This is a genomic window from Pseudoalteromonas sp. 78C3 (assembly GCF_002836695.1).
In the GTDB taxonomy this organism is placed as follows: domain Bacteria; phylum Pseudomonadota; class Gammaproteobacteria; order Enterobacterales; family Alteromonadaceae; genus Pseudoalteromonas; species Pseudoalteromonas arctica.
On sequence record NZ_PJAV01000174.1, the window covers coordinates 1 to 25,042 of the forward strand.

At 38.9% G+C, this 25,042-nt stretch carries 25 protein-coding genes; 14 read left to right on the plus strand and 11 right to left on the minus strand.

The window, feature by feature from the left end; genetic code table 11:
* Positions 1–31: 31 nt before the first annotated feature.
* A complete protein-coding gene (locus tag CXF76_RS19120; RefSeq protein ID WP_007583576.1) occupies positions 32–775 on the minus strand; it encodes a zinc-dependent metalloprotease family protein in 744 nt (247 codons plus the stop codon).
* Between the two features lie 126 nt (positions 776–901).
* Positions 902–1,606, minus strand: a complete 705-nt coding sequence (locus CXF76_RS19125) for a hypothetical protein (RefSeq protein ID WP_024591510.1) — start codon at positions 1,604–1,606, stop codon at positions 902–904.
* 379 nt (positions 1,607–1,985) lie between these two features.
* Here CXF76_RS19125 and CXF76_RS19130 point away from each other — a divergent pair, with 379 nt between their 5' ends.
* The gene (locus CXF76_RS19130) at positions 1,986–3,143 is read left to right on the plus strand and encodes a benzoate/H(+) symporter BenE family transporter (RefSeq protein ID WP_024591511.1); all 1,158 of its coding nucleotides are present in this window, start codon (positions 1,986–1,988) and stop codon (positions 3,141–3,143) included.
* 137 nt (positions 3,144–3,280) lie between these two features.
* Here CXF76_RS19130 and CXF76_RS19135 read toward each other — a convergent pair whose 3' ends face one another.
* The 5 genes from CXF76_RS19135 to CXF76_RS19155 form a co-directional block, all read right to left on the minus strand.
* Positions 3,281–4,330 carry a DUF2955 domain-containing protein gene (locus CXF76_RS19135; protein ID WP_024591512.1) on the minus strand — a complete coding sequence of 350 codons (1,050 nt, stop codon included), beginning with the start codon at positions 4,328–4,330 and terminating at the stop codon, positions 3,281–3,283.
* Positions 4,331–4,340: 10 nt separating this feature from the next.
* Positions 4,341–5,405, minus strand: coding sequence for an HlyD family secretion protein (locus tag CXF76_RS19140; RefSeq protein ID WP_024591513.1), 1,065 nt, complete (start codon positions 5,403–5,405; stop codon positions 4,341–4,343).
* An 8-nt stretch (positions 5,406–5,413) separates the two neighbouring features.
* Positions 5,414–5,881, minus strand: a complete 468-nt coding sequence (locus CXF76_RS19145) for a MarR family transcriptional regulator (RefSeq protein ID WP_101164380.1) — start codon at positions 5,879–5,881, stop codon at positions 5,414–5,416.
* Between the two features lie 133 nt (positions 5,882–6,014).
* Positions 6,015–6,899, minus strand: coding sequence for a spermidine synthase (locus CXF76_RS19150; protein ID WP_101164381.1), 885 nt, complete (start codon positions 6,897–6,899; stop codon positions 6,015–6,017).
* Complete coding sequence (locus CXF76_RS19155) at positions 6,892–7,515, minus strand: fused MFS/spermidine synthase (RefSeq protein WP_010555216.1); 624 nt, start codon at positions 7,513–7,515, stop codon at positions 6,892–6,894. Before CXF76_RS19155 ends, CXF76_RS19150 begins: the two co-directional genes overlap by 8 nt.
* Before the next feature lie 275 nt (positions 7,516–7,790).
* On the opposite strand from CXF76_RS19155, the gene CXF76_RS19160 reads away from it, so the two are divergent.
* The 11 genes from CXF76_RS19160 (at position 7,791) to CXF76_RS19210 (ending at position 16,266) form a co-directional block, all read left to right on the plus strand.
* A complete protein-coding gene (locus tag CXF76_RS19160; RefSeq protein WP_024591515.1) occupies positions 7,791–8,444 on the plus strand; it encodes a thermostable hemolysin in 654 nt (217 codons plus the stop codon).
* Positions 8,441–9,910: an AMP-binding protein gene (locus tag CXF76_RS19165; RefSeq protein WP_101164382.1), complete on the plus strand. Its 1,470-nt coding sequence runs from the start codon at positions 8,441–8,443 to the stop codon at positions 9,908–9,910. The genes CXF76_RS19160 and CXF76_RS19165 overlap by 4 nt, the downstream gene beginning before the upstream one ends.
* Positions 9,903–10,592, plus strand: a complete 690-nt coding sequence (locus tag CXF76_RS19170) for a TenA family transcriptional regulator (RefSeq protein ID WP_024591517.1) — start codon at positions 9,903–9,905, stop codon at positions 10,590–10,592. Before CXF76_RS19165 ends, CXF76_RS19170 begins: the two co-directional genes overlap by 8 nt.
* Complete coding sequence (locus CXF76_RS19175; protein ID WP_024591518.1) at positions 10,589–11,359, plus strand: SDR family oxidoreductase; 771 nt, start codon at positions 10,589–10,591, stop codon at positions 11,357–11,359. The genes CXF76_RS19170 and CXF76_RS19175 overlap by 4 nt, the downstream gene beginning before the upstream one ends.
* A 21-nt stretch (positions 11,360–11,380) precedes the next feature.
* Positions 11,381–12,028, plus strand: a complete 648-nt coding sequence (locus CXF76_RS19180) for a tetratricopeptide repeat protein (RefSeq protein WP_024591519.1) — start codon at positions 11,381–11,383, stop codon at positions 12,026–12,028.
* Positions 12,029–12,035: 7 nt separating this feature from the next.
* A complete protein-coding gene (locus tag CXF76_RS19185; protein ID WP_007376647.1) occupies positions 12,036–12,695 on the plus strand; it encodes a response regulator in 660 nt (219 codons plus the stop codon).
* Between the two features lie 26 nt (positions 12,696–12,721).
* Positions 12,722–14,035 (plus strand): ATP-binding protein, encoded by a 1,314-nt coding sequence (locus CXF76_RS19190; RefSeq protein WP_101164383.1) that lies wholly within the window; start codon positions 12,722–12,724, stop codon positions 14,033–14,035.
* Positions 14,028–14,381, plus strand: coding sequence for a cupredoxin domain-containing protein (locus CXF76_RS19195; RefSeq protein WP_024591521.1), 354 nt, complete (start codon positions 14,028–14,030; stop codon positions 14,379–14,381). The genes CXF76_RS19190 and CXF76_RS19195 overlap by 8 nt, the downstream gene beginning before the upstream one ends.
* Positions 14,368–15,108, plus strand: coding sequence for a hypothetical protein (locus CXF76_RS19200; protein ID WP_024591522.1), 741 nt, complete (start codon positions 14,368–14,370; stop codon positions 15,106–15,108). The genes CXF76_RS19195 and CXF76_RS19200 overlap by 14 nt, the downstream gene beginning before the upstream one ends.
* The gene (locus CXF76_RS19205) at positions 15,105–15,821 is read left to right on the plus strand and encodes a hypothetical protein (RefSeq protein ID WP_024591523.1); all 717 of its coding nucleotides are present in this window, start codon (positions 15,105–15,107) and stop codon (positions 15,819–15,821) included. The genes CXF76_RS19200 and CXF76_RS19205 overlap by 4 nt, the downstream gene beginning before the upstream one ends.
* Positions 15,822–16,056: 235 nt before the next feature.
* Positions 16,057–16,266: a cold-shock protein gene (locus tag CXF76_RS19210; RefSeq protein ID WP_002959120.1), complete on the plus strand. Its 210-nt coding sequence runs from the start codon at positions 16,057–16,059 to the stop codon at positions 16,264–16,266.
* 866 nt (positions 16,267–17,132) lie between these two features.
* Here the strand turns inward: CXF76_RS19210 and CXF76_RS19215 are convergent.
* The 3 genes from CXF76_RS19215 to udk all read right to left on the minus strand — a co-directional run bounded on the left by CXF76_RS19215 (position 17,133) and on the right by udk (position 20,026).
* Positions 17,133–17,843, minus strand: a complete 711-nt coding sequence (locus CXF76_RS19215) for a substrate-binding periplasmic protein (RefSeq protein ID WP_024591524.1) — start codon at positions 17,841–17,843, stop codon at positions 17,133–17,135.
* Positions 17,844–18,149: 306 nt separating this feature from the next.
* Positions 18,150–19,376, minus strand: coding sequence for a NupC/NupG family nucleoside CNT transporter (locus tag CXF76_RS19220; protein WP_101164384.1), 1,227 nt, complete (start codon positions 19,374–19,376; stop codon positions 18,150–18,152).
* Between the two features lie 17 nt (positions 19,377–19,393).
* Positions 19,394–20,026 carry a uridine kinase gene (gene udk / locus CXF76_RS19225; RefSeq protein WP_007583533.1) on the minus strand — a complete coding sequence of 211 codons (633 nt, stop codon included), beginning with the start codon at positions 20,024–20,026 and terminating at the stop codon, positions 19,394–19,396.
* Positions 20,027–20,218: 192 nt separating this feature from the next.
* Here udk and CXF76_RS19230 point away from each other — a divergent pair, with 192 nt between their 5' ends.
* Positions 20,219–21,451, plus strand: a complete 1,233-nt coding sequence (locus tag CXF76_RS19230) for a phosphopentomutase (protein WP_010555228.1) — start codon at positions 20,219–20,221, stop codon at positions 21,449–21,451.
* Entirely contained in the window at positions 21,451–22,155 is a 705-nt protein-coding gene (gene deoD, locus CXF76_RS19235) for a purine-nucleoside phosphorylase (RefSeq protein WP_002959109.1), read from the plus strand. Before CXF76_RS19230 ends, deoD begins: the two co-directional genes overlap by 1 nt.
* Before the next feature lie 922 nt (positions 22,156–23,077).
* Here the strand turns inward: deoD and CXF76_RS19240 are convergent.
* Positions 23,078–23,968: a tetratricopeptide repeat protein gene (locus tag CXF76_RS19240; RefSeq protein ID WP_007583526.1), complete on the minus strand. Its 891-nt coding sequence runs from the start codon at positions 23,966–23,968 to the stop codon at positions 23,078–23,080.
* Positions 23,969–25,042 lie beyond the last annotated feature (1,074 nt).

Sequence of the window (25,042 nt, forward strand, 5' to 3'; positions counted from 1 at the left end):
GGCTATTTAGCCCACTTTTTTATTGGGCAGCTTATTTAAAGTTAGCAATACTTGTTTTTGTAGCAGTAACTGTGCGAATTGCATGCGCTTGGTTTGTGATACCAAATGCAATACCGTTTACGCTCCAGCCAGGGTTAGAGAAGTAATCGTACTGAGTAGCGCTACCGTAAACGTGCGGGTAAGCCATTATACTTGCAAACTCGTTTTGTACGCCGTGACCCATGCCATCTACATATACACCGCCAGACGTATCACCTTGTTTGCGTGAATGCGCTAAACCTTGGTTATGACCAAGTTCGTGTACAAATGTAGTTGCACCACAATCAATTGCAGTGATTGAGTACATACGGCTGCTCATTGAGCTGTATAGATTGCCATTAGTGCCTTGGCCAACCCATGCTAAACCACATGAAATAAGCCCATTGCCAGCACTTTGACCAGTACCTAATACGGCAATCATGTCGGCTTTCCAATCGCTGCGTAAACCATCTACGTAGCTGCTATTTGTAACCGAATCTAACCAATCCTCAGACGGCGTTACTGCATAGTCACCTAAGTTTTGTTTGCCAGCTAAGCGTAGTGTTATATCAACGCCATTTTGGCTATATACCTGATTACTAAAAGCAATTAGTTGATTTATTTTAGTGTCAATATTGCTAGTTGCAGCAGCTGATTGGTCGGTATATAAAATACCGATATCGATTGTTTCTGCTTGTGCAACACTTGCTGCACATAATGCCGCAGCCAGTGCGGTTGTTGTGATTACTTTTTTCATTATTGTATTTCCTTACTCTTGTTGTGGTTGGAACTTGTTTTTAACTTGGTTGAGCTCATAAAAAGCAGACACACTAAAGTTGCCTTATAGTGCGGCTTTAGTTGTTTTTTATATTTTGATTATTGGTTAGCCATCAATTTTTGGTGCAAATATATCGATGCTTTTATCTGATTTGGGTTTTGGTGCGGTTACATCATGCTCTATGTGGCTTTTATATAAATCGCGTTTTGCTGCAATCCATCCGTACTTACCTTTACTTTCGAATACATAATTGCCAGAAGGCGCAGTAAATTGACCATATACGGCATCTTTACCTACCGTTAAAACGGTATTATGCATGCGGCCATCAACACCCACTATTTTGCCAAATATGCTCTTATCGCCATTTTCAGACTCAATCACATTAGTCACTTCTGCGGTGAATGTTTCGGCTGTTTGCGGAATAGCTAAATCAAAATTTTCGCCAGTTTCTAAAGCCTGTAAAGAATTTAAATCAAACTCAATGTAGGCTTCGTTATGTAAGTCGGTAGGTAAAACTTTTGCGTTTATAAGCACTTGCTTTGCTTTGTCGGATAGGCGATTTACGGCATCAAATTCTTCAAACGGTAAGCTGTTGTCAGGGGCAACAATAGGTTTAACGGTAATTGGATCTTTACTCATATCAATAGGTGCAGGGGGATGTGTATTGCGCGTTTTTTGTAAATCAATAGGAACAAAATCAATAGCAACAGGCGCGATAGGTTCGCCCGTTTCATCTGCATTAAAAAATAGCCCATAAACTGCAAATGCCGATAATGGTATAGCAATTAGTAAGACGACAGATCTCTTCATTTGTTTCTCTTTTAGTGTTTTTGGTTAACTGTTTGTTACGTTTTATATTATTAAATGGATTAGATCAAGATAATAAATGTAACCGAAAAGAATTAATTCTAAATTTCATAATTCCTTATAAAATATAAGGATATTTATTTTTGGTATGTTTTTCACTCTTTTTAGTATTGGTTTTTTGTAGGGTTTATGCGGCCTTTGGCGCGTTTGTGGGTACTTGTTTGTTTAGTTAAATACAATGGTTAAAAGTGACTTTTTGACGTTAATTACAATGAAAAATAAAAAGTGAATTTTTTTCACTCTTTGTAAACTAATCGCTAATTGCAATGCATTTATCGGGCACGTATGTTGTGTGCTGCATAAATGGCATTACGAGGGATTTATGAAGGTGTCTGATCAGTTGCTTAACCGAATTACAGCAGGGCTTGTGGCTGTAATTATTGGTTTTTCGAGTTCCATTGCATTGATTTATCAGGTGGTGATAACCCTTGGAGGCACGCCCGATTTAGTAGCTAGTTGGATTTTAATGCTTGGTTTAGTGATGGGCACAACGTCAATAGGTTTGTCGTACTATTACAAAGTGCCTGTTTTAATTGCGTGGTCTACCACGGGGGCTGCATTACTGATTTCAAGTGCACAAGGGTATAACTTAAACGAGGCTATTGGCGCGTTTATGCTCAGTGCATTGCTCGTTTTTTTGTCGGGGGTGACGGGCTGGTTTGAAAAAATAATGAACCGTATTCCAAGTGAGCTTGCGTGCGCCATGTTGGCCGGCGTACTTGTTACCTTTGGTATCGATGTGTTTAATTTTATGAACGACATGCCTTTAGTGATTGGCTTAATGGTTGTTATGTACTTTATTGGTAAACGCTTTTTTGCCCGTTTTGCTATGTTAAGTGTGCTTATTATAGGTGTACTACTCGCTTGGCAAATGGGCCATATTGATACCAGCGCACTGCACTGGAAAATGAGCGAATTTGCTTATATTGAACCCGTTTTTCACTTGCAAGCATGCATTAGCATAGGTTTACCACTTTATATAGTTACCATGACCTCGCAAAATTTACCGGGTATTGCTGTTTTAAAAGCGCATAAATATAAAGCGCCTATATCTGCATCTCTTAATGTGACTGGTTTTGTAAATATGCTTACCGCCCCGTTTGGAGCTTATTCTATTAATTTAGCCGCTATTACTGCTGCTATTTGTATGAGTGATGAAGCGGATGAAAATCATGATAAACGTTATTGGGCGAGTATAGCGGCGGGCGCATTTTATATTTTAATGGCGCTGTGCGCGGCTACATTAGTTGGGTTGGTAGCAAGTTTACCGCAGGCACTTATTTTAGCTTTGGCGGGCATTGCGCTATTTGGCACCATTGCTAATAGTTTGCAGCAAGCCCTTAGTAGTACTAAATATACGGAGGCCGCAATTGTTACTTTTTTAGTAACTGCATCTAACTTAACATTGCTCTCAGTGGGGTCTGCCTTTTGGGGGATTATAGCAGGTGTGCTTACGCTCCTTATCACCCAAAAAGACTAAAAGCTTTATTGTGTACAAAGAGCCGCTGGTGAGTATTTAAAACAAAATTATAGTTTATTTATATCATTAAAATAGCTTAACTAAGCTTATAAAAAAGGCTGCAATTGCAGCCTTTAGTTTTATAAAACAAGATTTACCTAATCAAAAGTATGATGGCGAGTTACACTAAACCGATTAAGTATATGGTGCATAACATATACAACGCACAAACTTAATATTATAGCCACCGATACCGAGCTAAACCGGTACATTGCGCTATAAACAAGATCTTGGCCTGGCCCGAGTGAGTTCCCAAATAAAATACCGAATGTAGTCAGCACACCAAAACCAATACCAGGTATGCCTCCGCCTAAAATATGAAAACGCGCAAAAAGAAACGAAAGTATCCATAAAATAGCCATCGGAAAAAGTAAAAAATCAGAGTGACTATACAAAAATAGTTGCGATAGTAACGCTGCATTACACCCTATAAGCGTTCCAATTGCTCGCTGCCAACCAGCCATACCTGCGGCTTTCCAGCACAATGAAAACAAAATAAGCACAGAAGCTGCCTGCGCAGATATTGAGTCTTGTAAATCAAGAACCTGAAAAACCACAAAAGAGAGCGTAGCCACGGTTGAGCATAACAATACCTCATGGCGAATACTTTCTTTTGCTTTAGCTGGCATTACTCGCCCGGGCCTTGCGGTTACATCAGGAAATAGGCCATGCATTAATGCTCCAATAACAACGGTTAAAAATATAGCCAAACCATTAGTTAAAATTAACGGATAAATACTACTTCCTTCATCAACATAGCTCGAAAAATGTAGCTGAATAGAAAGGCTGATCACGCCTAAAGCGCCAAATAAAAAGGCGCTGCCGCTACTCATTTGGTGAAATAAAAAGCAGAAAACACCAAACACTAACAATGTCATAACGACTGGCAAGTGAGAAAATAATCCCTGCATTATTAGCACTATAAGCGCGCTAAATGCAGCAGATGCTATAAATTGATTTATAAGCCCACGACTTAACGTAGGTACCATGCCCAATATCAACATAGGATAAACGGTAAAAAATATACCATTTGGCCAGTTCATTAATTTACTAATAGTAAAGCCAAGGGTGCATCCACCTGCAATGCGTAGTGCTTGGCGAAGGCCATTAGAGTCTAATTGTGGGCCTTGGCTAACAATTTGAGTCATAAAACCTCCATTAATAAATGTAGTGTAACCAGCTAATAAACCTAATTTGTGCAGAGCCAAACCATTGCCCAATTGTCGATTCGGGTAATAATTGTACTGTTGCACGTGACCCGCTTGGCATGTTTGCTATTAAGTCTTGATGATTTACGAGCTTTAAATGAATGCGTTGACGTTGTGCATCGCGTACCCAACGATTGCTGGTTTCTGTTGTACTTAGTAAACCATTTGCACTAAGTTGACCATTGCTAACACCTGCTTCAAATGTTTCTAGTATTGCGTCGTAAACTTCACCTGGGCGGCTATCAAATACTACGCGCGCTTGAGTGCCTTGCTTCATATTTGAGAGTGACTTTTCTCTAAAGTCAGCAACTAAATCGGCTTTCTTAGCGACAATAGCTAATAATGGGCTGCCTGCAACAGCGTACGCGCCGTCTAATAATTGTAAGTTAGCAACTACGCCGTCACTTAGTGCACGTACTTGCGTGTAGGATAAATTTAACTCAGCTTGCGCTAACTGGTTAGCAGCATGACGCATAGCTAAGTTTTTATTACCTGAGTCACCTCTAGCTAAAACTGCTTCAGCTAACTGCGCTTCTAGAGCCGCAACATTTGCTTTACTGGCTTCAAAATTAGCACGAATGCTTTCAAGCTCTTGCTCCGATATAGACTTTTGAGTATAGAGTTTTTCGCCTCTGCTTTTTAATAGCTTTTGCTCATGCTGCTTAGCATTTGCGGCACTAATTTGTGCTTCAAGGGCTTTAACATTGGTATCAAGACGCTTATTTTGTAATTTGGCATCATCAAGCGCGAGTTGAGCTTGCTCTTTGGCTAAATTATATGGGCCTTCATCGATACTAAATAATATATCGCCCGCTTTAACTGATTGGTTATTATTAACTTGCACACTAGTGACTCGGCCACTAATTTGCGGTGATATTTGCACAACAGGGTGGTATACACGTGCCTGTGGTGTCACAGGCAAAACCATATCGGCCACTAAATAGTAAATAAATACTAAGATAAACCCTATGAGAGAAAACCTTACATAGCGTGCAAACTTTTGATCCGGTGTCATTTTTAGCCTTACTTATTAACTTGAATACATTTAAGGGCGTTTTGCTCTATTTTGATCAAACCAAATGCAATGGCATCTAGCTGCTCAACAGATAAACCGTTGTATAACTGATTTTTTATATCGGAAATGGTCTCTTGCAATGAGTGTAAAATGGCATCACTTTGCTCAGTAAAATAGAGTCTTTTACTGCGTTTATCATGTTTGTCTACACGGCGAACGATTAACGATTGCTCCTCTAATTGCTTAAGCGTGCGAGTCAGTGAAGGCATTTCTATCCCTAAGCTATTAGCAAGTTCAAGTTGTGTTAGTCCCTCACCACGCATATTTATATGCATTAGTGCAGTCCAGCGCGACTGAGTAAGTCCCAAAGGCTCAACAGCAATGGTTACTGCTTCGCGGCATAAGCGATGAACTCGGCCCATATTACCGATAACTGTTAAATCGAGCGTCTCGTGAAAAGGTTTTTGTGTAGGCATAGCCATCCCAACATAGTTAGCAAGCTAACTATTTTATCATTACTTAGCTTGCTAAGTAAATATGCGTAGGTGCGGGAAGTGGCAAAATATTTGCTAAACCTCACCTGTAAAAAATGGTGAGGTTTAGGGGATTTTAAAAGTTAAGTAAATTAGCTGGGGAGTATTGATCGGTAAGTACTTTTGTATCTGCAGGCCAATCTTGGCCGTCTTTAGTAAAGTGCATAAGCTGGCTAATCGCTTTTATATCTACACCGTATTTTACTAATTTAGGGGCGAGAGCATTAACACGCGTGTTAATTTGCGCTTCGCTCGGTATTGATTTAAGCCCCGCTAAAATAATACGGTTGCTGCTATTTTCGCGGCTTACATTTATAAAGTCGCCAAATACAGCGTGGTAAGTTGCCGACTCATGCTCATAAAGTTTACTACTTGAAAACGTATTTGCGGCAATAACGCCACCATCGGCTAATACGCTTTGTACTTCTTCAAAAAACTCTTTAGTGAGCAAATGCTCCGGAATATAGTCACCGTTAAACGCATCCAAAATAATCCAATCGTACTTTTGCTTTTTAATAGCGGCGCGCTTTATAAAAATACGGCCATCTTGCACGCTTGATGTCACTAAGTCGTTTTCTATAAAGTTAAAGTAATCGCGTGCAACTTTAGTTACTGCAGGATCTATTTCAACATTATGAATTTTTGCAGTGGGGTATAGCTCATGAATAACGTTAGAAAGCGTACCGCCACCCAATCCTATAATAAGTACACTTTTAGGGTTGTCGGCTACTAAAAGACTCGCAAACGTCAATTTTGTGTAATTAAAAACAAGTTTGTCGGGATTGCTTTTATACATGCAACTTTGGCTTGTTTGGCTACTTTTAGTATTAAATTTAAGGCAACGTAAGTCGCTCGTTTCTTCAACAATAATATTGCGATAAAGCGAGCGTTCTTCATGAATAACCTTACTAAACGCAGAACCTGACAATACAATTAATGGCAGTAGCAAATATTTAAGCATGAGCAAGCCCCTTATTATTAGCCAAGGTATTAATAGCAATCGCTACTAAACCCAGTGACCCAAGCGTTAAAGCAAAGGCGCTAATAATTGTATTTACGTCAAACGCGAGTACAAAGTAAAAAGAGGTAATTATAGTACCCAGGGCACTGCCAAGCGTACTTACAAAGTATAAACGCCCAGCCACTTGGCCGCTTTTATCGCTATCTGTTACCAGTAAGCGCACAGAGTAGGGCGAGATCATGCCTAAAATAACGGTAGGTATAAAAAATAAAGCAGTTGACGCTAAGAGCGAGCCGTAGCGGCTATCTTCAATATGGGTAAATATAAATTCCATTATAGGCTGCGAAAATAATGTAATAGGAACAACCATAATGCTGGCAATTAAAAATATTAAACCATATTTGGTAAGGGATGCATTTTTAGTGCTGAGTTTACCACCAAGTAAATACCCAAAAGATAAACTAAGCATAAACACAGTAATTATACTGCCCCAAATATGCACGCTACTGCCAAAAAAGGGGGCAAGAATTCTCCCACCTAAAAGCTCAATGCCCATTATGCAAAAGCCGCTGCAAAAAGCTAAAAAGTAAATTAACGCGTTTGTTTTTATGCTCATGTAATTATCGTTATGTAACTTAAGTAGAACACTATACTAACGTGATGAATACAAAGCTGCTAGGGTAATAATTAACCTAAGTTTAATTTTAAAAAAGAAGTTTTGTTATAGCAATTTGTTAGTTAGTTGAATTCTGATCTATTTAGCCTGCCTAGGCCCTCGCGATTTAACACTTAAGACGCTTTTTCATTTAAATTAAATTTCTTAAGTTTTCTTTAAGTTTCACTCGTTAAGTTTAAACCCTGAAATATAAACAGGTTTAAATGAGCGAGCTTATGCAATTAGCCCACACTTCTACATCATTAGGTTTAACACAAAATAACAGTCAGTTTATTAGTGCTCGTATTGATGATGTGCATCGAAAAAATCTCGAAAATACAGTGAAAGAAGGTTTTTTAGTTGCGTATAACGCTAAGCTTACTTCTTTTATGCCACTACTTTGCCAATACGTTACCGAGCAAGGAAAGTGCACGTTAGGGCTAAGGCAAGCAACTTCGCCATTGTTTATTGAGCAATATTTAGCATCACCCGTTGAAGATTTTTTAGATGAGAGCATTTCTCGCAATAAAATTTTTGAACTTGGTAATCTCTGCTCTACAAATCGAAGAGCAACACTTGCACATTTTATTATTGTTAACGAAGCTCTGCAAAGTGTGGGGGCAAAACATTTAGTGTTTTGTGCAACCAACAAAGTGCGTGCTTTATTGCGCTTACTTGGTGTTACGTGTACTGAAATTGCACTTGCGAGCAGTTTTGTAGTTGAGAACCCATTAAAGTGGGGCAGCTATTACGCCAACCAACCAACAGTATGCATTGTGAGCCTAGAGCAAGCTCACCAACAAGTACTAAATACCCCAATGCTTTATAGTTTGATGCAGCAAAACCACTCAAATATCAATTCTTTGGTAAATGCATTGGTGAACGTATGAATTACTATAATACACATTCAGTATCGCCATTAATTATTGCCCATAATAAAGAGCAAACACTTGAAATTAACGGTGATGAGTTTAACCAGCAAATACAAAAAGTAGTAAAAATACTACAAAGCTTTAACGGCAAATGTGTCGCTTATAAGCTCGATAATACGCCAGCTTGGCTTGTTATTGATGCCGCTACTGCAGTTTCTAATAAAGTGGCTGTGCCAATTGCTCACTTTTTTAGTGAACAACAAACTCAATATGTACTAGCGCAATGCGGCGCACATTTATTTATTAGCGACACGCTAAACCCTTTACTTGGGGAGCCGACTGCATCGATTACTATGTTTGAGTTTTACACGTTATATATTTACGAAATTGTTGTAGTTAAACCCGTCAGTTATTTTCCAGAAACTCAAAAAGTAACGTTTACATCAGGATCGACTGGGCAACCAAAAGGCGTGTGTTTATCTGCAAAGAGCCAAATGCAGGTAGCTCAATCTCTGTGCGATAAGATTAATATTAAAAAGCCTGTTCATTTATGTTTATTGCCGCTTGCTGTATTGCTTGAAAATATAGCCGGTGTGTATGCCCCCTTAAAAAGTGGCGGTACAGTGCATTTAATGCCGTTAAATGAATTAGGATTTGTTGGAACTGTATTAAAACAACCCGCACAGCTTATAGCTGCTATTGATAAAGTTAAGCCAAATACGCTTATTTTAGTGCCTGAACTATTAGCATGCTTAGTTGCTTTTGCAGAAGATGGGTGGCAACCGCCTAGTTCGTTACAGTTTATTGCAGTAGGTGGTGCGCTTGTCAGCGAAATGCTATTAACCAAAGCGCGTAGCTTAAATTTACCGGTATACCAAGGTTATGGGCTTTCTGAGGCGGCATCTGTAGTTAGTTTAAATACGCCCACAAACGATAACCTTCACAGTGCAGGCTCTGTGTTACCTCATATTCAAACCAAAATTGAAAATGGCCAGCTTTTTATAAAAGGCGATTTGTTTTTAGGTTACTTAAATCATCAACCTCACGACAAAAACCAGTGGTATGCAACCGGTGATCTGGTCGATCAGCATCAAAATACCTTATTTATTAAAGGCCGCCTAAAAAACCTAATTATTACCAGCATGGGGCGAAATATCAGTGCCGAGTGGCCTGAATCACTATTACTAAGTCAAAGCGGTATTTTACAAGCGGTTGTGTTTGGTGAAGGTCGACCTTTTTTAACCGCCATTATTTATGCCGATTCAAAGCTAAGTAACCCGGTGTTAGAGCAATACATTAACGCAATTAATAAACAACTACCCGACTATGCACGAATTCAAAAATGGCATCGTTTAACTGCCCCATTAAGTGTGCAACAAGGATTATTAACCACAAATAATCGTCCAAAACGAGATGCCATAAGTAAGCAGTACCATGCTGTGTTTGATCAATTTTACCGACTTGGAGAAGTAATTAATGAGTGATTTTTTTAACACCCTCAAAGAGCAAACTAAACAAGAGCAAAACTACTTGCTTGCAGCGCCTATTATTCAGCGTGTTTTTAAAGGCGAAGCATCACTTGAAGAATACGCCTCGTTTTTAGCGCAAGCATACCACCATGTTAAACACACAGTGCCATTAATGATGTCGGTTGGTGCACGATTAACCGACAATCAAGAATGGCTGCGCGAAGCAGTCGCAGAATACATTGAAGAAGAGATAGGTCATCAAGAGTGGGTACTTAATGATATTGCAGCCTGTGGTTTTGACAAAGAAACAGTTCGTCGCAGTCAGCCGCAATATGCTACGGAAATGATGGTGTCGTATGCGTACGACTCCATTACACGTAAAAATCCATTGAGCTTTTTTGGCATGGTGCATGTGCTTGAAGGCACTTCTATAGCGCTTGCTGATGGTGCGGCTTCAAACATTGCAAATGCTGTGGGCTTACCTAAAAAAGCATTTAGTTATTTAACCTCTCACGGCGCACTTGACATAGAGCATGTAAAGTTTTTTGAAAACCTAATGAACCAAATAACAGATGAGGCGGATCAGCAAGCCATACTACATGGTGCAAAGCGCTTTTATCGTTTATACGGCGATATATTTCGTGGACTCGATGACGAACCGTTTTTTAAAGCAAGTGCACAAGGTAAATTGGCATGAGTAGCGCTTTATGTGTGTTAACCGGCGCAACAGGCGGAATAGGGCAAGCTATTGCTAAAGCTCTACATGCAAAAGGGTGGAAGTTACTGCTTGTAGGGCGAAATACGCAAGCCCTTGAGGAGCTCAGTAGTGCATGCTCAGACAGTGAAATATTTGCTGGCGATTTAACCGACGATACAACACGCATTAACTTAGCAATAAAAGCCAAGCAACTCGGTGGCGTTAAGTTACTTATTAACAATGCCGGTATAAATACAATGCAAAGCTTAGAGCACACAAGTAATGAGCAAATAGATAATATGCTCGTTACTAATTTGTCGGTGCCTATTAAATTATGCCAGCTATTTTTAGGGCAGTTACACTATACCAAAGGCACCATTGTTAACGTGGGCTCATCGTTTGGCAGCATTGGTTACCCGTTTCAAACACTTTATTGCGCCAGTAAATTTGGTTTACGTGGTTTTACAGAAGCATTATCACGTGAGTTGAATGGTTCAGGCGTTAAAGTGACCTATTTAGCGCCTAGAGCAACAGATACATCCATTAATAGCAGTAAAGCGCGTGCAATGAATAAAGAACTCGGTAATAAAATGGACTCACCAGAATTAGTTGCTCAAGAGTTATTAGTGCTTATAAATTCGAATCAAACAAGGCGTTTTATTGGTTTTCCTGAAAAATTATTTGCACGCATAAATGGCGCATTCCCAAGCGTTGTTGATAACGCTATTGCAAAACAACTTCCTAAAATTAAACGTTTTTTAGGTTAACAAACACACAAGGGCAAAATTATGTATAAATTTACACTCGCATTTTATTTAGTACTAACAACTGTATTTGCAACCGCAGTACACGCAGATGAAACACAAGACTTAACCTCTATTCAACAAAAGTGGGCAATTGCTAACTACGAACTTGAAGATGATGCGCAAATAGATGCGTTTACACAGCTAAGTGAGCAAAGTGCATTGTTTGTTAAAAACTACCCAAACTCGGCACAAACACATATTTGGAATGGTATTGTGTTAGCCAGTTTTGCAGGCGCAAAAGGCGGGTTGGGTGCACTTGGTTTAGCAAAAGAGGCAAAAACGTCACTCGAAAATGCACTCTCAATTGATGGCACTGCACTAAATGGCTCAGCTTACGCAAGCCTTGCAACGCTTTACAGTAAAGTACCTGGTTGGCCAATTGGTTTTGGTGATGACGACAAAGCTGAAAAATTATTTAAACAAGCGCTCGCTTTTAATCTCGAAGGCATTGATACTAATTACTTATACGGTGAATACTTGTATGACGAAGGCGATTATAAACAAGCTAAAGCACGACTACTTGTAGCACAAGCCGCGGGCATTCGTGATACTCGTGCAAAAGCAGATAAATATCGCCAACAAGCAATAAGCCAGCTATTGGTAAAAGTAGATAAAAAACTAAAAAGATAAACACATAATGCATTTATTACTCGTTGAGGACGATCATTTAGTGGCGCAAGGGCTTATTCGCTCTTTGCGTCAAGAGGGCTACAGCGTAGAGCATAGTGGCACAGTAAAACACGCCTTAGAGTGCCTTTCTAGTGGTGAAATTGAGCTTGTTATTCTCGATTTAGGATTACCTGATGGCGACGGTTCGCAAGTTTTAAAGCATATTAAAGCGCAAAAAAAAGTTATTCCGGTGGTTATTTTAACTGCTCGCGGCAGTATTGATGACAAAGTCCAAGGGCTTGACATGGGCGCTGACGATTACCTTGCGAAGCCGTTTGATCCTGCTGAGTTATTTGCTCGACTACGTGTAGCAAGTCGACGTGTTAATCAAACTCAATCTAGTTTGTTACAATACGGAGAAGTCGTAATAGACAGCTCAGCGCATACGGTGACAGTTAGTGGGAAATCACTTACATTGCCGCGTAAAGAATACATGCTTTTAAAAGCGCTGATGGAAAATCAGGGAAGGGTGCAATCAAAACAACAACTCGAAAACAAACTTTACCAATGGGGTGAAGAAGTTGGCTCTAATGCCATAGAGGTGCATATTCATCATCTTCGTAAAAAATTCCCTAGCGATTTTATTAAAACCTTACGTGGCATTGGCTACGTGGTTGGTAAGCGTTAGGGTGTGTTTATCTTTCGGGGTTGAAAATGTCTATTCGTAAACGTCTGACCTTAATTTTACTTTCAATGATGGTGCTTACTTGCTTTTTGGCATTAGTAAAAGGCTATCAAAAAAGCATGCACCACGGCGAAAACTTGCTTGATAATGAACTTAAAATAGTCGCTGGCGTTTTAATTGAACAACCATTAGCACTAAGCACAAATGCAGTACAAGTAAGCAATAATAGTGCTCAGTTGTTGTATCAAATTTGGCAAAATAATAGTTTACTTAGTGGCTCATCGAGTTTATCAAATAACCAAATTAGTTTTAGCGAGGGCTTTCAAACTGCCAATGTAGCCGGGCAGCGCATGCGAGTGTTTGTGATGAGAAAAAATACCCGTAAAGTCATCGTTGCTGAGCCTATGTCAAAGCGGTTTGAATTAGCTGAAGCCGTTATTTTATCTGCAATGTTACCTATGTTATGGGCTGTCCCTCTGCTTGCTATTTTTATAAGTTTTTTTGTTAAATACGCATTAGCCCCTCTTACCCGACTATCTAAGCAGTTGGCTACTCGCCAAGCAAACGACTTTACGCCAATTAACTGGCAGGTAACCGACGAAGAAATTAAACCTGTTATTAATCGTTTAAACGATTTATTTAAACGAGTAGAAACCGCTTACTTACGAGAGCGCTTTTTTGCTTCAGATGCAGCTCACGAATTACGTACCCCGCTCAGTAGCTTAAAAATTAATGTACACAATTTAGCTAGTAAGCAAAGCAACTCGCAAAACCATCAAGAACTCCAAGCAATGTCACAAGGCATTAATCGCTTAAGTAATATTGTTGAACAAATGCTAATTTTAGGGCGCACTCAGCCTGAGCAATGGCAGAGGCAGTTTAGCGAGCAGTCATTGCTAGCGATTACTCAGCAAGTTGTATCGGAGCAATACGACAAAATAGACGGAAAAAATCAAACGATTAGCCTCGAAGGTGATGATTTTGTAATTAATGGTGATGAATTTACATTAACCACACTCATCGCTAATTTACTTAGCAATGCCATAAAATACACACCTGATAATGGTCAAATTATAATTAAATTAGCGTCAAGTAATAACGGCTTTAGTTGGCAAATTGATGATTCTGGTGCGGGCATGACCGAAGAGCAAAAAGAGCGAATATTTAATCGCTTTTATCGCGTGGGTGGCGATCAACATCCATCAGGCGAGCAAGGTGCGGGTTTAGGTATGGCGATTGTTCAACACATAATTGCTATTTATGGCGCAAGTATTCATTTAGCGAATAGCCCTTTAGGCGGACTAACCGTTAAGGTTACTTTTACAGGAGTAAAAAGTGACTAAACGTTTATTTAATCAATGTCTTTGTTGTTTGCTATTTTTGTCGTTTAACGCGGCGAGTAAAGAGTACCTTATTATTTTAAAAGATCATTTGTTTTATCCCTCGCAAATAATTATTCCCGCAAATAAAAAAGTAAAACTATTGATAGAAAACCAAGATAGTACACCAGAAGAGTTTGATAGCTTTGATCTAAACAGAGAAAAAGTACTCTACCCAAATCGTAAAAGTATTATTTATATAGGACCGCTAAGTAAAGGGCATTACGAGTTTTTTGGTGAGTTTTCGCCAAATACAGCAAGGGGCGTTGTTATAGTTAGCGATGAAGGGGCGCAGCATGCTAATAACTAGTTTAGTCATGAGCCTTAATCAATTACTACCTGTGGCTATTTTATTAGTGCTACTGCAAGTAGTTAAAAAACAAAGCTCTTTAAAAATAGGGTCTGCTTTAGTAATAGGCGCGGTAATGTCGTTTTTGTACATGCAAAGTGCGTCGTGGGTGAGCCAGTGGTTTGAACACCAAGGGTTAGAGTACTCACAAATAGGGCTATGTATCACTATATTTATTGCTGTATTGGTATTTGCACTAAAGCAAAAGTCAGCGGCATTTTATATCGCAGTTATAAGCACAATAACGCTCTATTTAAGCCACTATATTATTTACCTCACCAGTTTTTGGCAAAATAATGATGCAGGGCAAAGCTTATTTATTGGCACTTTATTAGGTGTTGGAATTTGTTTAAGTTTTAGCGTATTGCTGTACTTTTTAATGAATGCAATTAAGCACCGTTTTGGTATGTATCCGCTTTTTACTTTGCTTGCTTTTAACAGCGCGGCTAAATTATTAGTTGCACTGGATTTAGCGAGTCAAATAGATTTAATTACAAACACCTCAACAGTGTGGGATTTACGTGATTTGTTAAACGAAAACTCTGAGCTCGGCCGTGTACTGCGTGCTCTTGTTGGTTACGAGGCCACTCCTGATTTAATGAGTGTACTTATATATAGTACAAGCAGCGTGTTATTTTTATTACTTTGTTATGTTATTTCGGCTTCAATAACTAAGGAACGTGTATGAAAGCACTCAACCTATATTTAGCGCTTAGTTTTACCGCTCTTTGTTTGTTGGTATTCTCAATCCAAGCAAAGGCCGATGGTATTGTTGTTGATAAGGTATATCACCCCTATGTTTTGCCTTTTGAGCGTGAATTTGAGTGGCGATTAGTGTCGCACCAAACAGATAGTGGCAACATACTAGCGCAGCGTTTGGGTGGCGGTGGTGCTATTAACGATACAATGGCACTCGAAGGCTATTTAGTTGGTGAGCGAGACGACAACGGCGACTTTGGATTAGAAGCTTATGAGCTTGAGCTACGTTGGCAATTAATTGAACAAGGTAAATTATGGGCTGATTGGGGCGCGTTATTTGAGCTTGAAAAAAAACATAACGAAGATGTGTATGAGGCAACTTCGGGTTTTGTGATCGAAAAAGAGTTTGGTAAAACAAGCTTAACTATGAATGCCTTTTTAGTGTACGAGTGGGGGCAAGACATTAAAAATGAATGGGAAAGTGAGTTTAGAGCACAATATCGCTATCGATATCGCTCTGCTTTCCAGCCTTCTATAGAGGTTTACGTAGGTGAAGACTTTATTGGTATAGGGCCTGGCTTTATAGGTTTACAGCGCTTTGATGGGCAAAAGCAATTAAAATGGGAAGCGGGTTTCATCACTGAGATAAGCCAATCAGAAAAAAACCATAGTTTTAGGCTCGCATTAGAATTTGAATTTTAATAACAACTAAAAGTAGTTTTGGTTGTTTATTATTCTGATTATAGATAGGTACTTGACATATTATTTAAACTCTATATAGTGGGCCGCAGCTAGAAAGAAAGCATGTAAGCTATAAATCTCCATTTCGATATAAGTAATACTTGTAGTACCGTCCTGAAGTTTTTAAAGTACCATCTCATTTTTTGCTACACCCGCTCTTATGAGCATATTTTTATTTTTATTTCAGGATATTACAATGTCTAACATCGTATCAGGTACAGTTAAGTGGTTTAACGAGTCTAAAGGTTTTGGTTTCATCGAGCAAGAAAATGGCCCAGACGTTTTCGCACATTTCTCAGCAATCAAAAGCGAAGGTTTCAAAACTTTAGCTGAAGGCCAACGTGTAGAGTTTACTCTTTCACAAGGTCAAAAAGGTCCACAAGCTGATAACATCACAGCTGTATAATTTTACTTTTTAAGTAAAATGAAAAAAAAGCGCTTAAGGCGCTTTTTTTGTGTCTGAAATTTGACTCAAACCAAGCAACGCCCATTATCAATGTAAATTAACTAAATGATATTGCTATTATTTAGCCCCTCCTAATATTCGTTTTTCTATTCTTCTAAGTCATTGCGCTAATGCAAGTGAGTTTAAGCTTGTAATTTATACCGAACATTTCTCCCTTATAATTTCAAAACAACAAATTCAAAACGACAAAGATCAGCTTGTTGGTATTACTCTCGATATCGTAAAAGATATTTGCACAGCTATTAATATAACCTGCGAGTTTAAATTGCTTCCTTGGAAGCGTGCTTATAACTTAGTTTAAAAGCCCCTTACTTTGGCATTGTTTCAATAATTAAAAACATCGAACGTGACCCACCAATTTTATTGGGCTGGGCCGCTGGCGCGAGTCAAACTTTCTTTTATAAGCTCAAAGCTGATAAGTAAGTTATACCAATTCCATTAAGTATGCGGTCTAAATTTTACGCCGAAAAAACAATTCAGCTCTAGGCGTAAATAAAATTGGTTTTAAAGCGGGCGAAAACTTACTAATGTTTAGAGGCGAAAACAATATATGGATTTGTTTTTAAGAAGAAAAATAGATCTAATTTAGGTTCAAAAGTTACAATAAAGTATAGCTAGAACTCTTTGGATATAAAGCAACTGACGCAGTGAAGTGCAAGAATTACCTCTTCCTAAGCTTGTGAGCAATTACATTGCATTTAATAAATCAGTACCAGAGCATGTCATAAAGTAATTTTATGAAGAATATAAAAAGTTAAAAATGAAAGATGATTTTGTCGCCCATAAGCATACTTATCTTCAATGATTTATCTTTCGTAAGGCAGCCCTTTCTTTTGCTTTATTTTTAAAAATGCAGCTTGCAGTGCTTCTATTAAATGCATATCTGTTTTTTTATTTGCAGCTAAATAAGCATCAATTGTTAGCTCATCTATTTTATAAATAAACTTTAAGTGTGCTGGTTTGAGCTTTAGATAATCACTCATCTGCTGCATGAATAAAGGATCGTCTACAATTAAATCTACTTTTTTAGCTAATAGTAAAGAGTATGATTTTTGAATATCAGAGGTTAAAACAACTTCAAAGCCAAGTTTCGTGAGGGTTTGTGTTGAAAAGTCATTGCGTTGCATTGCAATTTTATACACTTTTGCTTGTTCAGTATTATTTATAATAAGATCATTTCGCTCTGATAGGCCGATAAAGCCCAGCTCAAATCGTCCAACTGGTCCAATCCAATAAAATTTATTTTCTCGCTCTACAGTGCGTGCAAGGCTGTATATAAAGGTGTTTTTTAACTCATCTGCAATTTTATAAGCACGTGCCCAAGGATACATTTGAATGTTAGGTGTGAGATCAGCCTCAGCAAATATATCTCTAATAAACTGAGTACCTTCACCTGCTACCTCGCCATTAATCAATACTTGGTTTGGTGGTGCTAACTCTGTAACAACAAGCAGGGCTTCCTTTGCTTGAACATACACAGAACAAATTAAAAAAAGAGAATAAAGAATATATTTCACAATAGCGAATCGTCATTCGGTTAGCTTAAGTAATAATAAGTGTGGCTGAAAATATGAAAAACACAAAAATTATTTATGTGAACTTGTTACTAAGATATTGGTTTATTTGAGTTATGTATAACTATAAAGGGGGCTAGATAGATAAGTGGCTTGAGGTTTGAAGTAGTTGAGGCTAAAAATTAAGGCCTAAAACGATAAAAGGGCCTTGCGGCCCTTGGTGAAGTATCGTTCAAGTCAGATAGAGCTTTAACCCCTTAAAGCGCTATCCTCTTGTTTTGCAACACCGGTGTTCATCTCAATAAGTTTCTAAGCTAGCGAGAGGAAAAACCCAGCAATTGCTGCGCTCATAAGGTTAGCCATAGATCCTGCTAACACTGCTCTGAGCCCTAAGCGTGCGATATCCTTCCGCCGACTAGGCGCCATACCGCCTAACCCACCTAGTAAAATGGCTATCGATGATAAGTTAGCAAACCCACATAAAGCAAAAGTAACGATTGCTTGTGTGTGCGCGCTTAACGTATCGCGATAATTTATAAAGTCTAAGTAAGCAACAAACTCGTTCACTACTATCTTTTGACCAATAAAGCTGCCGGCTATAATCGCTTCATTCCATGGCACACCTAGTAACCATGCAACTGGAGCAAATACATAACCTAATATTTCTTGAAGCGTTAATGTTGGGTAATCAAACCACCCGCCAATACCGCCTAATAAACCGTTTAATAATGCAATTAGCGCTACAAAAGCAAGTAACATTGCACCTACATTAAGTGCTAAATGCATACCGTTTGCAGCACCTGATGCAGCTGCATCAATTACATTTACAGGCTTATCTTCGTCATCTAAATCTAAATCAGCTAAGTTATCTCTAGGCGTTTCAGTTTCTGGCACAATCATCTTGGCCATTAAGAAACCACCTGGTGCAGCCATAAAGCTCGCAGCAATAAGATACTTAAGATCTACGCCAATAATTACGTAACCGGCCATTACAGAGCCTGCTACAGTGGCTAAGCCACCTACCATTACTGCAAACAATTCCGACTTTGTCATCGTTGCTATAAATGGCTTAACTATTAACGGTGCTTCAGTTTGGCCTACAAAAATATTTGCAGTTGCTGAAAGCGATTCTGTGCGAGAGGTCTTCAATAATTTTTGTAAACCGCCGCCTAAAATCCTAATTATCCAATCCATAATGCCAAGGTGATATAACACAGCAACAAGCGCTGAGAAAAACACGATAACTGGCAAAACTTGAATTGCAAAAATAAAACCTAATGTGTCTTGTGAGGCGAGTGGACCAAATAAAAACCCAATACCATCATTAGCATAACCAATAACCGACGAGACGGCTGATGACATGCTAGTTAACACATTTTTTCCTGCTTCGAAAAACAGAACAAAACCGCCTATAACAATTTGCATCGCAAATGCTATACCAACGGTTCTTAAATTAATTGCCTTGCGATTAGTTGACGCAGCAAAGGCAATGCTTAGTAGCACACACATGCCTACTAAGCTCATAAATGTTGTCATACAAATGTTTCCCGTTGTTATTCTTGTAGTAAATATTTAATTTTACTTTTTATTATATCAATCGCAACGCGGTTCATGCCGCCTCGAGTCACAACTAAATCAGCGTTATGCTTAGAAGGCTCAATGAATTGATAAAACATCGGTCTAACAGTTGCCTGATATTGCTCAACAACAGATTGTAATGTTCTGCCTCGTTGCTCCATATCACGTTGCATACGACGCATTAAACAAATATCTAAAGGTGTGTCTATAAACACCTTAATATCAAATTCTTTATTAAGCGCTTTATCACTCAATAGTAAAATACCTTCAACAATGAGTATTTTAGCAGCTGGCACTCGTCGTGTGGTTGCGCTACGCGTGTGCTGTGCATAATCATACGTTGGTACTTCTACTGAGTTACCACAACGAAGTTGCGTTAAATGCTCAAGCATTAATGCGTGTTCAAATGCATCTGGATGGTCGTAATTTGTTTGCGTACGATGAGCCATCGGCAAATGCGACTGATCCTTGTAATAAGCATCTTCTTCAATAATGGCGATAGCGCCTGGTTCAAGCTCATTAACCAATTCATTGTAAATTGTTTGGCTAAAAAGAGATTTGCCCGACGCTGATGCGCCTGCAATGGCTATAATAGTAGTTCGTGTCACTAAAGTTCTCATCCACACAGAAAGATATATTGTTGGTAGATCACAATAGCAAAAAAGACACGATTAATCTCTTTTGCTTCGCTCAAGGGTGCAAATTTATAATGTTTAGGTTTTATGAAACAGGACTTTTGTCCTGTACGGAAAATTCGATCAGCGGATAAAGTAACCACCTAGAATCAAAGTGAGGTCAAAATGGCAAGAGCAATTATTTTAATGGCAGATAGCCTAGGAATCGGTGCAGCACCAGATGCAGATAAATTCGGCGATCTTGGGGCTAATACATTCGCTCACTTACTAAAAGCATATTACGACGAAACAGGCAGTGCACTGTCTCTTCCTAACCTATCAAAACTTGGGTTAGTGGATGCATGTGAAGCTGCCGGTGGCGAACCGTGTTTAATTTCAGACCGCCAAGCTCCTCAAGGTGCATGGGGTTACGCTAAAGAAATCTCTAGCGGAAAAGACACGCCATCAGGTCATTGGGAAATGGCAGGCGTACCTGTGTTATTTGATTGGGGATATTTCCCAAAAACACAGCCAAGTTTCCCACAAGAATTTATAGACGAGTTTATTGCTCGTACAGGTATTCCAGGCATTTTAGGCAATTGCCATGCATCAGGAACTACCATTTTAGAACAGCTAGGTGAAGAGCACGTAAAAACAGGTAAACCAATCTGTTACACCTCAGCTGATAGCGTGTTTCAAATAGCCGCGCATGAAGAGTCATTCGGCCTAGAGAAGCTTTATCAAGTTTGCGAAATCGCACGGGCGCTACTTGATGAAATGAACATAGGACGAGTGATTGCGCGGCCATTTTTGGGTTCAAATAGCCAAGACTTTGCTCGAACGGGTAATCGTCGTGACTATTCAGTACTTCCGCCAGCACCAACATTGCTAGATGTACTAGCAAAAGACGGCGGCGAAGTAATTAGTATTGGTAAAATTTCAGATATTTACGCGCATCAGGGCATAACCCAAAAGCATAAAGCACCTGGGCTTATGAACTTGCTAGAAAAAACCAGTGAAGTAATGGAAAGTGCGCCAGATCGTAGCTTAATCTTTACTAACCTAGTTGATTTTGATGAAAAATTTGGTCATCGTCGTAATCCAGTAGGATACGCAAAAGCATTAAAAGAATTTGATGACTATTTACCAACTATACTAAATCAGTTAAAAGCAGATGACGTATTAATGATCACTGCAGATCATGGCTGTGACCCAACCTTTCCAGGTTCTGAGCACACTCGTGAATACGTACCTGTTATTGCATACCAACCAGGTATGAGTAACACACCATTAGGTGAACGCAACAGCTTTGCAGATATAGGTCAAACACTGGCACAGTGGTTTAGCTTATCTGCGCTTGATTACGGCGACAGCTTTTTAAATGAGCTAAAAACGCCAAATAAAAAGGAAAACAATTAATGAGTACTCCGCATATCAGTGCAAACGTTGGTGATTTCGCCGAAACAGTATTAATGCCAGGCGATCCGCTACGTGCGCAATATATTGCTGAAAACTTTTTAGATGATGCAGTACAAGTTACAGGCGTTCGTAACATGTACGGTTTCACTGGTACTTACAAAGGTAAGCCAGTAAGTATCATGGGTTCAGGCATGGGCATTCCATCAATGTCTATTTATGCACGTGAGCTAATTGTAAGCTTTGGCGTTAAAAATATTATACGTATTGGTACGTGTGGCGGTATTGGCACAGATATCAAAATTCGTGACGTAATTTTTGCACAAGGTGCAAGCACAGATTCAAACGTAAACCGTGCACGCGTACGTGGCTACGATTTTGCTGCTATTGCTAACTTTGACCTACTTTTAAACGGCGTAAACGCTGCTAAAGAGCTAGGAATTAAAGCAAAAGTAGGTAACGTATTTACGACAGACACATTCTATCAAGCAGATGACTCGTTCTATAAAGACTTAGACAAGTTAGGCATGCTAGCAGTAGATATGGAAACAGCAGGTTTATACGGCGTTGCAGCTGAATACGGCGCAAACGCAATGGCATTATTTACAGTAAGTGACCACGTAATCACTGGCGAAGCAACACCTGCTGATGAGCGTCAAAGCACGTTTAACGAAATGGTTAAAATTGCATTAGAGTCAATAGCTTAAATAATACATAACAGTTCCTTGGTAACGTATTCACTAAGTTTTGGAGACACGCCCAAAGTGAAGTGAGACTAAACCTCCAAAGCCGCATTTTATGCGGCTTTTTTTATGCCTGAAGAAAATAAGCCACCATACAATATTGCATCGGATTTTGACGTGATTTGCTGTGTTGTAGGCGCTAAGCTTGCTCGCGCGCGAAGCACAGCTTCTAATTACTTAAGCTAACTACTCTAAAAGCGCAGTATCTCTAAACCTATTTGTGTATAACAGCCCTAAAAAACAATATGCACGCAGAGAAGAAAAGGAGGAGCAAATGAGAAGAGCAAAACCAATGCTGACTCGGCATTATAAAAGTACAAGCGTTGCTTTAAAAGCTTGTAACCTGCGCGAATAGAAGTGTTTATACCAAGTTTAGAGTATGACTTGTTGCTCATGTTAGAAGCACAGTTTCTGATTGTTTTTATTATTTTAACTTCTAAGCTCTTCTCTAAAAGCGCAGCGTCTCTAAACCTATTTGTGTATAACAGCCCTAAAAAATAGTATGCACGCAGAGAAGAAAAAGAGGAGCAAATGAGAAGAGCAAAACCAATGCTGACTCGGCATTATAAAAGTACAAGCGTTGCTTTAAAAGCTTGTAACCTGCGCGAATAGCAGTGTTTATACCAAGTTTAGAGTATGACTTGTTGCTCATGTTAGAAGCACAACTTCTGATTATTTTAACTTCTAAGCTCTCCTCTAAAAGCGCAGCGTCTCTAAACCTCTTTGTGAATTAATCACTTTAGGTCTTAACTCTACGGTAGAGCAGAGTTTGTAGAGCGCAGTAAAGCTTCTAATTACACAACAAACTTAACCTTTAAAAACAAAAAAGGGCCAAGGCCCTTTTTTATGATGTTGCGCCTAATCATACAGGCCAAATACTGAGTGCTTAAACAACTTCACCAGCTACTATCGTATTAAAGCTGTCGTTGTCATGTAAGCTTGCAAATGCGCTCTCATGTAATAGCTCATTACGTAAGTTTGGAGAGTATTCAAGTGCCATTTTAATGTCGGCTAATGCATCAGCATGCTTATGTGTTAGTGCATAAGCACATGCTCGTTGCCAATAGGCATAACCATAGACACTATCTATATCAATGGCTTGATTACACAACTCAATGGCTTGTGCTGTTTCATTTATTTCTAATAATGCATCGGCCTTATAAGCAATGGCTTCAACATCCTCTGGTTTACGTTTTAAAATCTCATCAAATATTTCAATTTTATTCGCAAAATCACTTTCTAAATTGGCGCGCATCCATAACGAATGAACCTCGTTGGTAACTGATATGCGCTCTTGGTTACTGAGTATTTCTTCTGAGCGTACGCGTAGTTTTTCTTCAAGAATTTTTAATCGGTCTTCATACTCGTCGGTAATTACACTTACACGTGTATTTACAATATCTTCTACTTTGTTTTTAACATCGCGTAGTGAGTTCCAGCCCACTAAAACCAAAATAGAAGCCGTAGCGGTAATTATAAAAAATACATTATTAATAGTATCGGTAGTGTATGTTAATGCGCGATCTGCAGTATCAAGCTGTGCATGAGTAACTTGCTTAGTTACATCCTCACGGAGTTTTTGTTGATCTTGCCTTACGGCTTTTAGTTCGTCGAGTATGTAGCGCTCCATTAGCGGTTTAAACATAGACTCTTTAAGTTGTTTGAGGGCTTGTTGCTCTTGTTGTGCTGTAGGGGCTGCTGGTTTTTGTTCAGCAGAATTTACTATGCCCGAAAAAAAAGTTAAACAAACAAAAAGTGTAGATAGGTAATAACGCATCGGTACGCCTAATTAAATTAATTACTGTAATAACTTTAACATGCAGGGCTGAATGGCACTAGGGCGTGTTGAACTTTGGTGGGGGAATTTGCAACAGTATGTTTGGTTTTTAGGCAAGGTAGAGCCTATGTAGTGTGGTTACTCCCCATAAATAGGCGATAACGCAGCATTAATACCAAACATGCGCTGCCCTTTGGGTTCTTTCTAGGGACGATTAACTCTTTGTTGCTCGGTTTTTACTTAGCCCACTAGGTTACAAACCTCGCGCCGTGATTTAATCGCCCCTAGATTGAACAAATTTCAATCCACAAAGAACAACACGCCCTAGGGCGCGTTGACTTTTCAGGATTAAAATTGACCTAATTTAGATAGGAGCAATAGTTGTAAGAATTTTTTAGCCCAGTGAGCTTAGCAATAATAGGGTAAAGCATGAGCATTTTGCTAATACTTAGGTGGTTTTAGGAAAAAATAGGCAAAAAAAACCAGCTCAATATGAGCTGGCAAAAACTGCTTAAAACAACAATATGTCGTAGGGATTCACAGGAGAACAACTTCATACTAACTGAATCTTTATGAACAAATACTTAATTCAATTCAATTAGTTAAAAATATAAGAATACTCAAAGTATTCGGTTTATAAAGTAAAGGTGCATTGGGCTTAAGTAATGCACCTTTATAATTATAACTATATAACTACAATTTCATGGTGAAGGGGGGTATTCCAATGTGCGCTTTAAATAAATTAAAGCCACTTTCAAACCCTTCACATACCATTACGCCGAAATTTTTCAATTCGATCACAGGTCTAGTAAAAAGGTTAAGGTTAATTCACTAATTTGTTTTTTATCTTACGTAATACCTTACACGAGCGTCATCAGATTTATTTTTACTATTATTTTGAACGTAATTACAAAGCTATTGTTAAATACATCATTAGCAAAAGGCCAATCAAAAATATAAATTGGAGCAATCGTTTTAAATAGTATGTTGAGGCTGGCGTAGCATAATTTATGCGCCTATATTAAGGATACGTAAGTGTTTAGGCAGGCACACTAAATAATAAGTAAGCCGATT

Bases quoted from the DNA above. Each gene is read 5' to 3' on its own strand.
- CXF76_RS19120 (WP_007583576.1), bottom strand. From the start codon at position 775: ATGAAAAAAGTAATCACAACAACCGCACTGGCTGCGGCATTATGTGCA.
- CXF76_RS19125 (WP_024591510.1), bottom strand. From the start codon at position 1,606: ATGAAGAGATCTGTCGTCTTACTAATTGCTATACCATTATCGGCATTT.
- CXF76_RS19130 (WP_024591511.1), top strand. From the start codon at position 1,986: ATGAAGGTGTCTGATCAGTTGCTTAACCGAATTACAGCAGGGCTTGTG.
- CXF76_RS19135 (WP_024591512.1), bottom strand. From the start codon at position 4,330: ATGACTCAAATTGTTAGCCAAGGCCCACAATTAGACTCTAATGGCCTT.
- CXF76_RS19140 (WP_024591513.1), bottom strand. From the start codon at position 5,405: ATGACACCGGATCAAAAGTTTGCACGCTATGTAAGGTTTTCTCTCATA.
- CXF76_RS19145 (WP_101164380.1), bottom strand. From the start codon at position 5,881: ATGCCTACACAAAAACCTTTTCACGAGACGCTCGATTTAACAGTTATC.
- CXF76_RS19150 (WP_101164381.1), bottom strand. From the start codon at position 6,899: ATGCTTAAATATTTGCTACTGCCATTAATTGTATTGTCAGGTTCTGCG.
- CXF76_RS19155 (WP_010555216.1), bottom strand. From the start codon at position 7,515: ATGAGCATAAAAACAAACGCGTTAATTTACTTTTTAGCTTTTTGCAGC.
- CXF76_RS19160 (WP_024591515.1), top strand. From the start codon at position 7,791: ATGCAATTAGCCCACACTTCTACATCATTAGGTTTAACACAAAATAAC.
- CXF76_RS19165 (WP_101164382.1), top strand. From the start codon at position 8,441: ATGAATTACTATAATACACATTCAGTATCGCCATTAATTATTGCCCAT.
- CXF76_RS19170 (WP_024591517.1), top strand. From the start codon at position 9,903: ATGAGTGATTTTTTTAACACCCTCAAAGAGCAAACTAAACAAGAGCAA.
- CXF76_RS19175 (WP_024591518.1), top strand. From the start codon at position 10,589: ATGAGTAGCGCTTTATGTGTGTTAACCGGCGCAACAGGCGGAATAGGG.
- CXF76_RS19180 (WP_024591519.1), top strand. From the start codon at position 11,381: ATGTATAAATTTACACTCGCATTTTATTTAGTACTAACAACTGTATTT.
- CXF76_RS19185 (WP_007376647.1), top strand. From the start codon at position 12,036: ATGCATTTATTACTCGTTGAGGACGATCATTTAGTGGCGCAAGGGCTT.
- CXF76_RS19190 (WP_101164383.1), top strand. From the start codon at position 12,722: ATGTCTATTCGTAAACGTCTGACCTTAATTTTACTTTCAATGATGGTG.
- CXF76_RS19200 (WP_024591522.1), top strand. From the start codon at position 14,368: ATGCTAATAACTAGTTTAGTCATGAGCCTTAATCAATTACTACCTGTG.
- CXF76_RS19205 (WP_024591523.1), top strand. From the start codon at position 15,105: ATGAAAGCACTCAACCTATATTTAGCGCTTAGTTTTACCGCTCTTTGT.
- CXF76_RS19210 (WP_002959120.1), top strand. From the start codon at position 16,057: ATGTCTAACATCGTATCAGGTACAGTTAAGTGGTTTAACGAGTCTAAA.
- CXF76_RS19220 (WP_101164384.1), bottom strand. From the start codon at position 19,376: ATGACAACATTTATGAGCTTAGTAGGCATGTGTGTGCTACTAAGCATT.
- CXF76_RS19230 (WP_010555228.1), top strand. From the start codon at position 20,219: ATGGCAAGAGCAATTATTTTAATGGCAGATAGCCTAGGAATCGGTGCA.
- deoD (WP_002959109.1), top strand. From the start codon at position 21,451: ATGAGTACTCCGCATATCAGTGCAAACGTTGGTGATTTCGCCGAAACA.
- CXF76_RS19240 (WP_007583526.1), bottom strand. From the start codon at position 23,968: ATGCGTTATTACCTATCTACACTTTTTGTTTGTTTAACTTTTTTTTCG.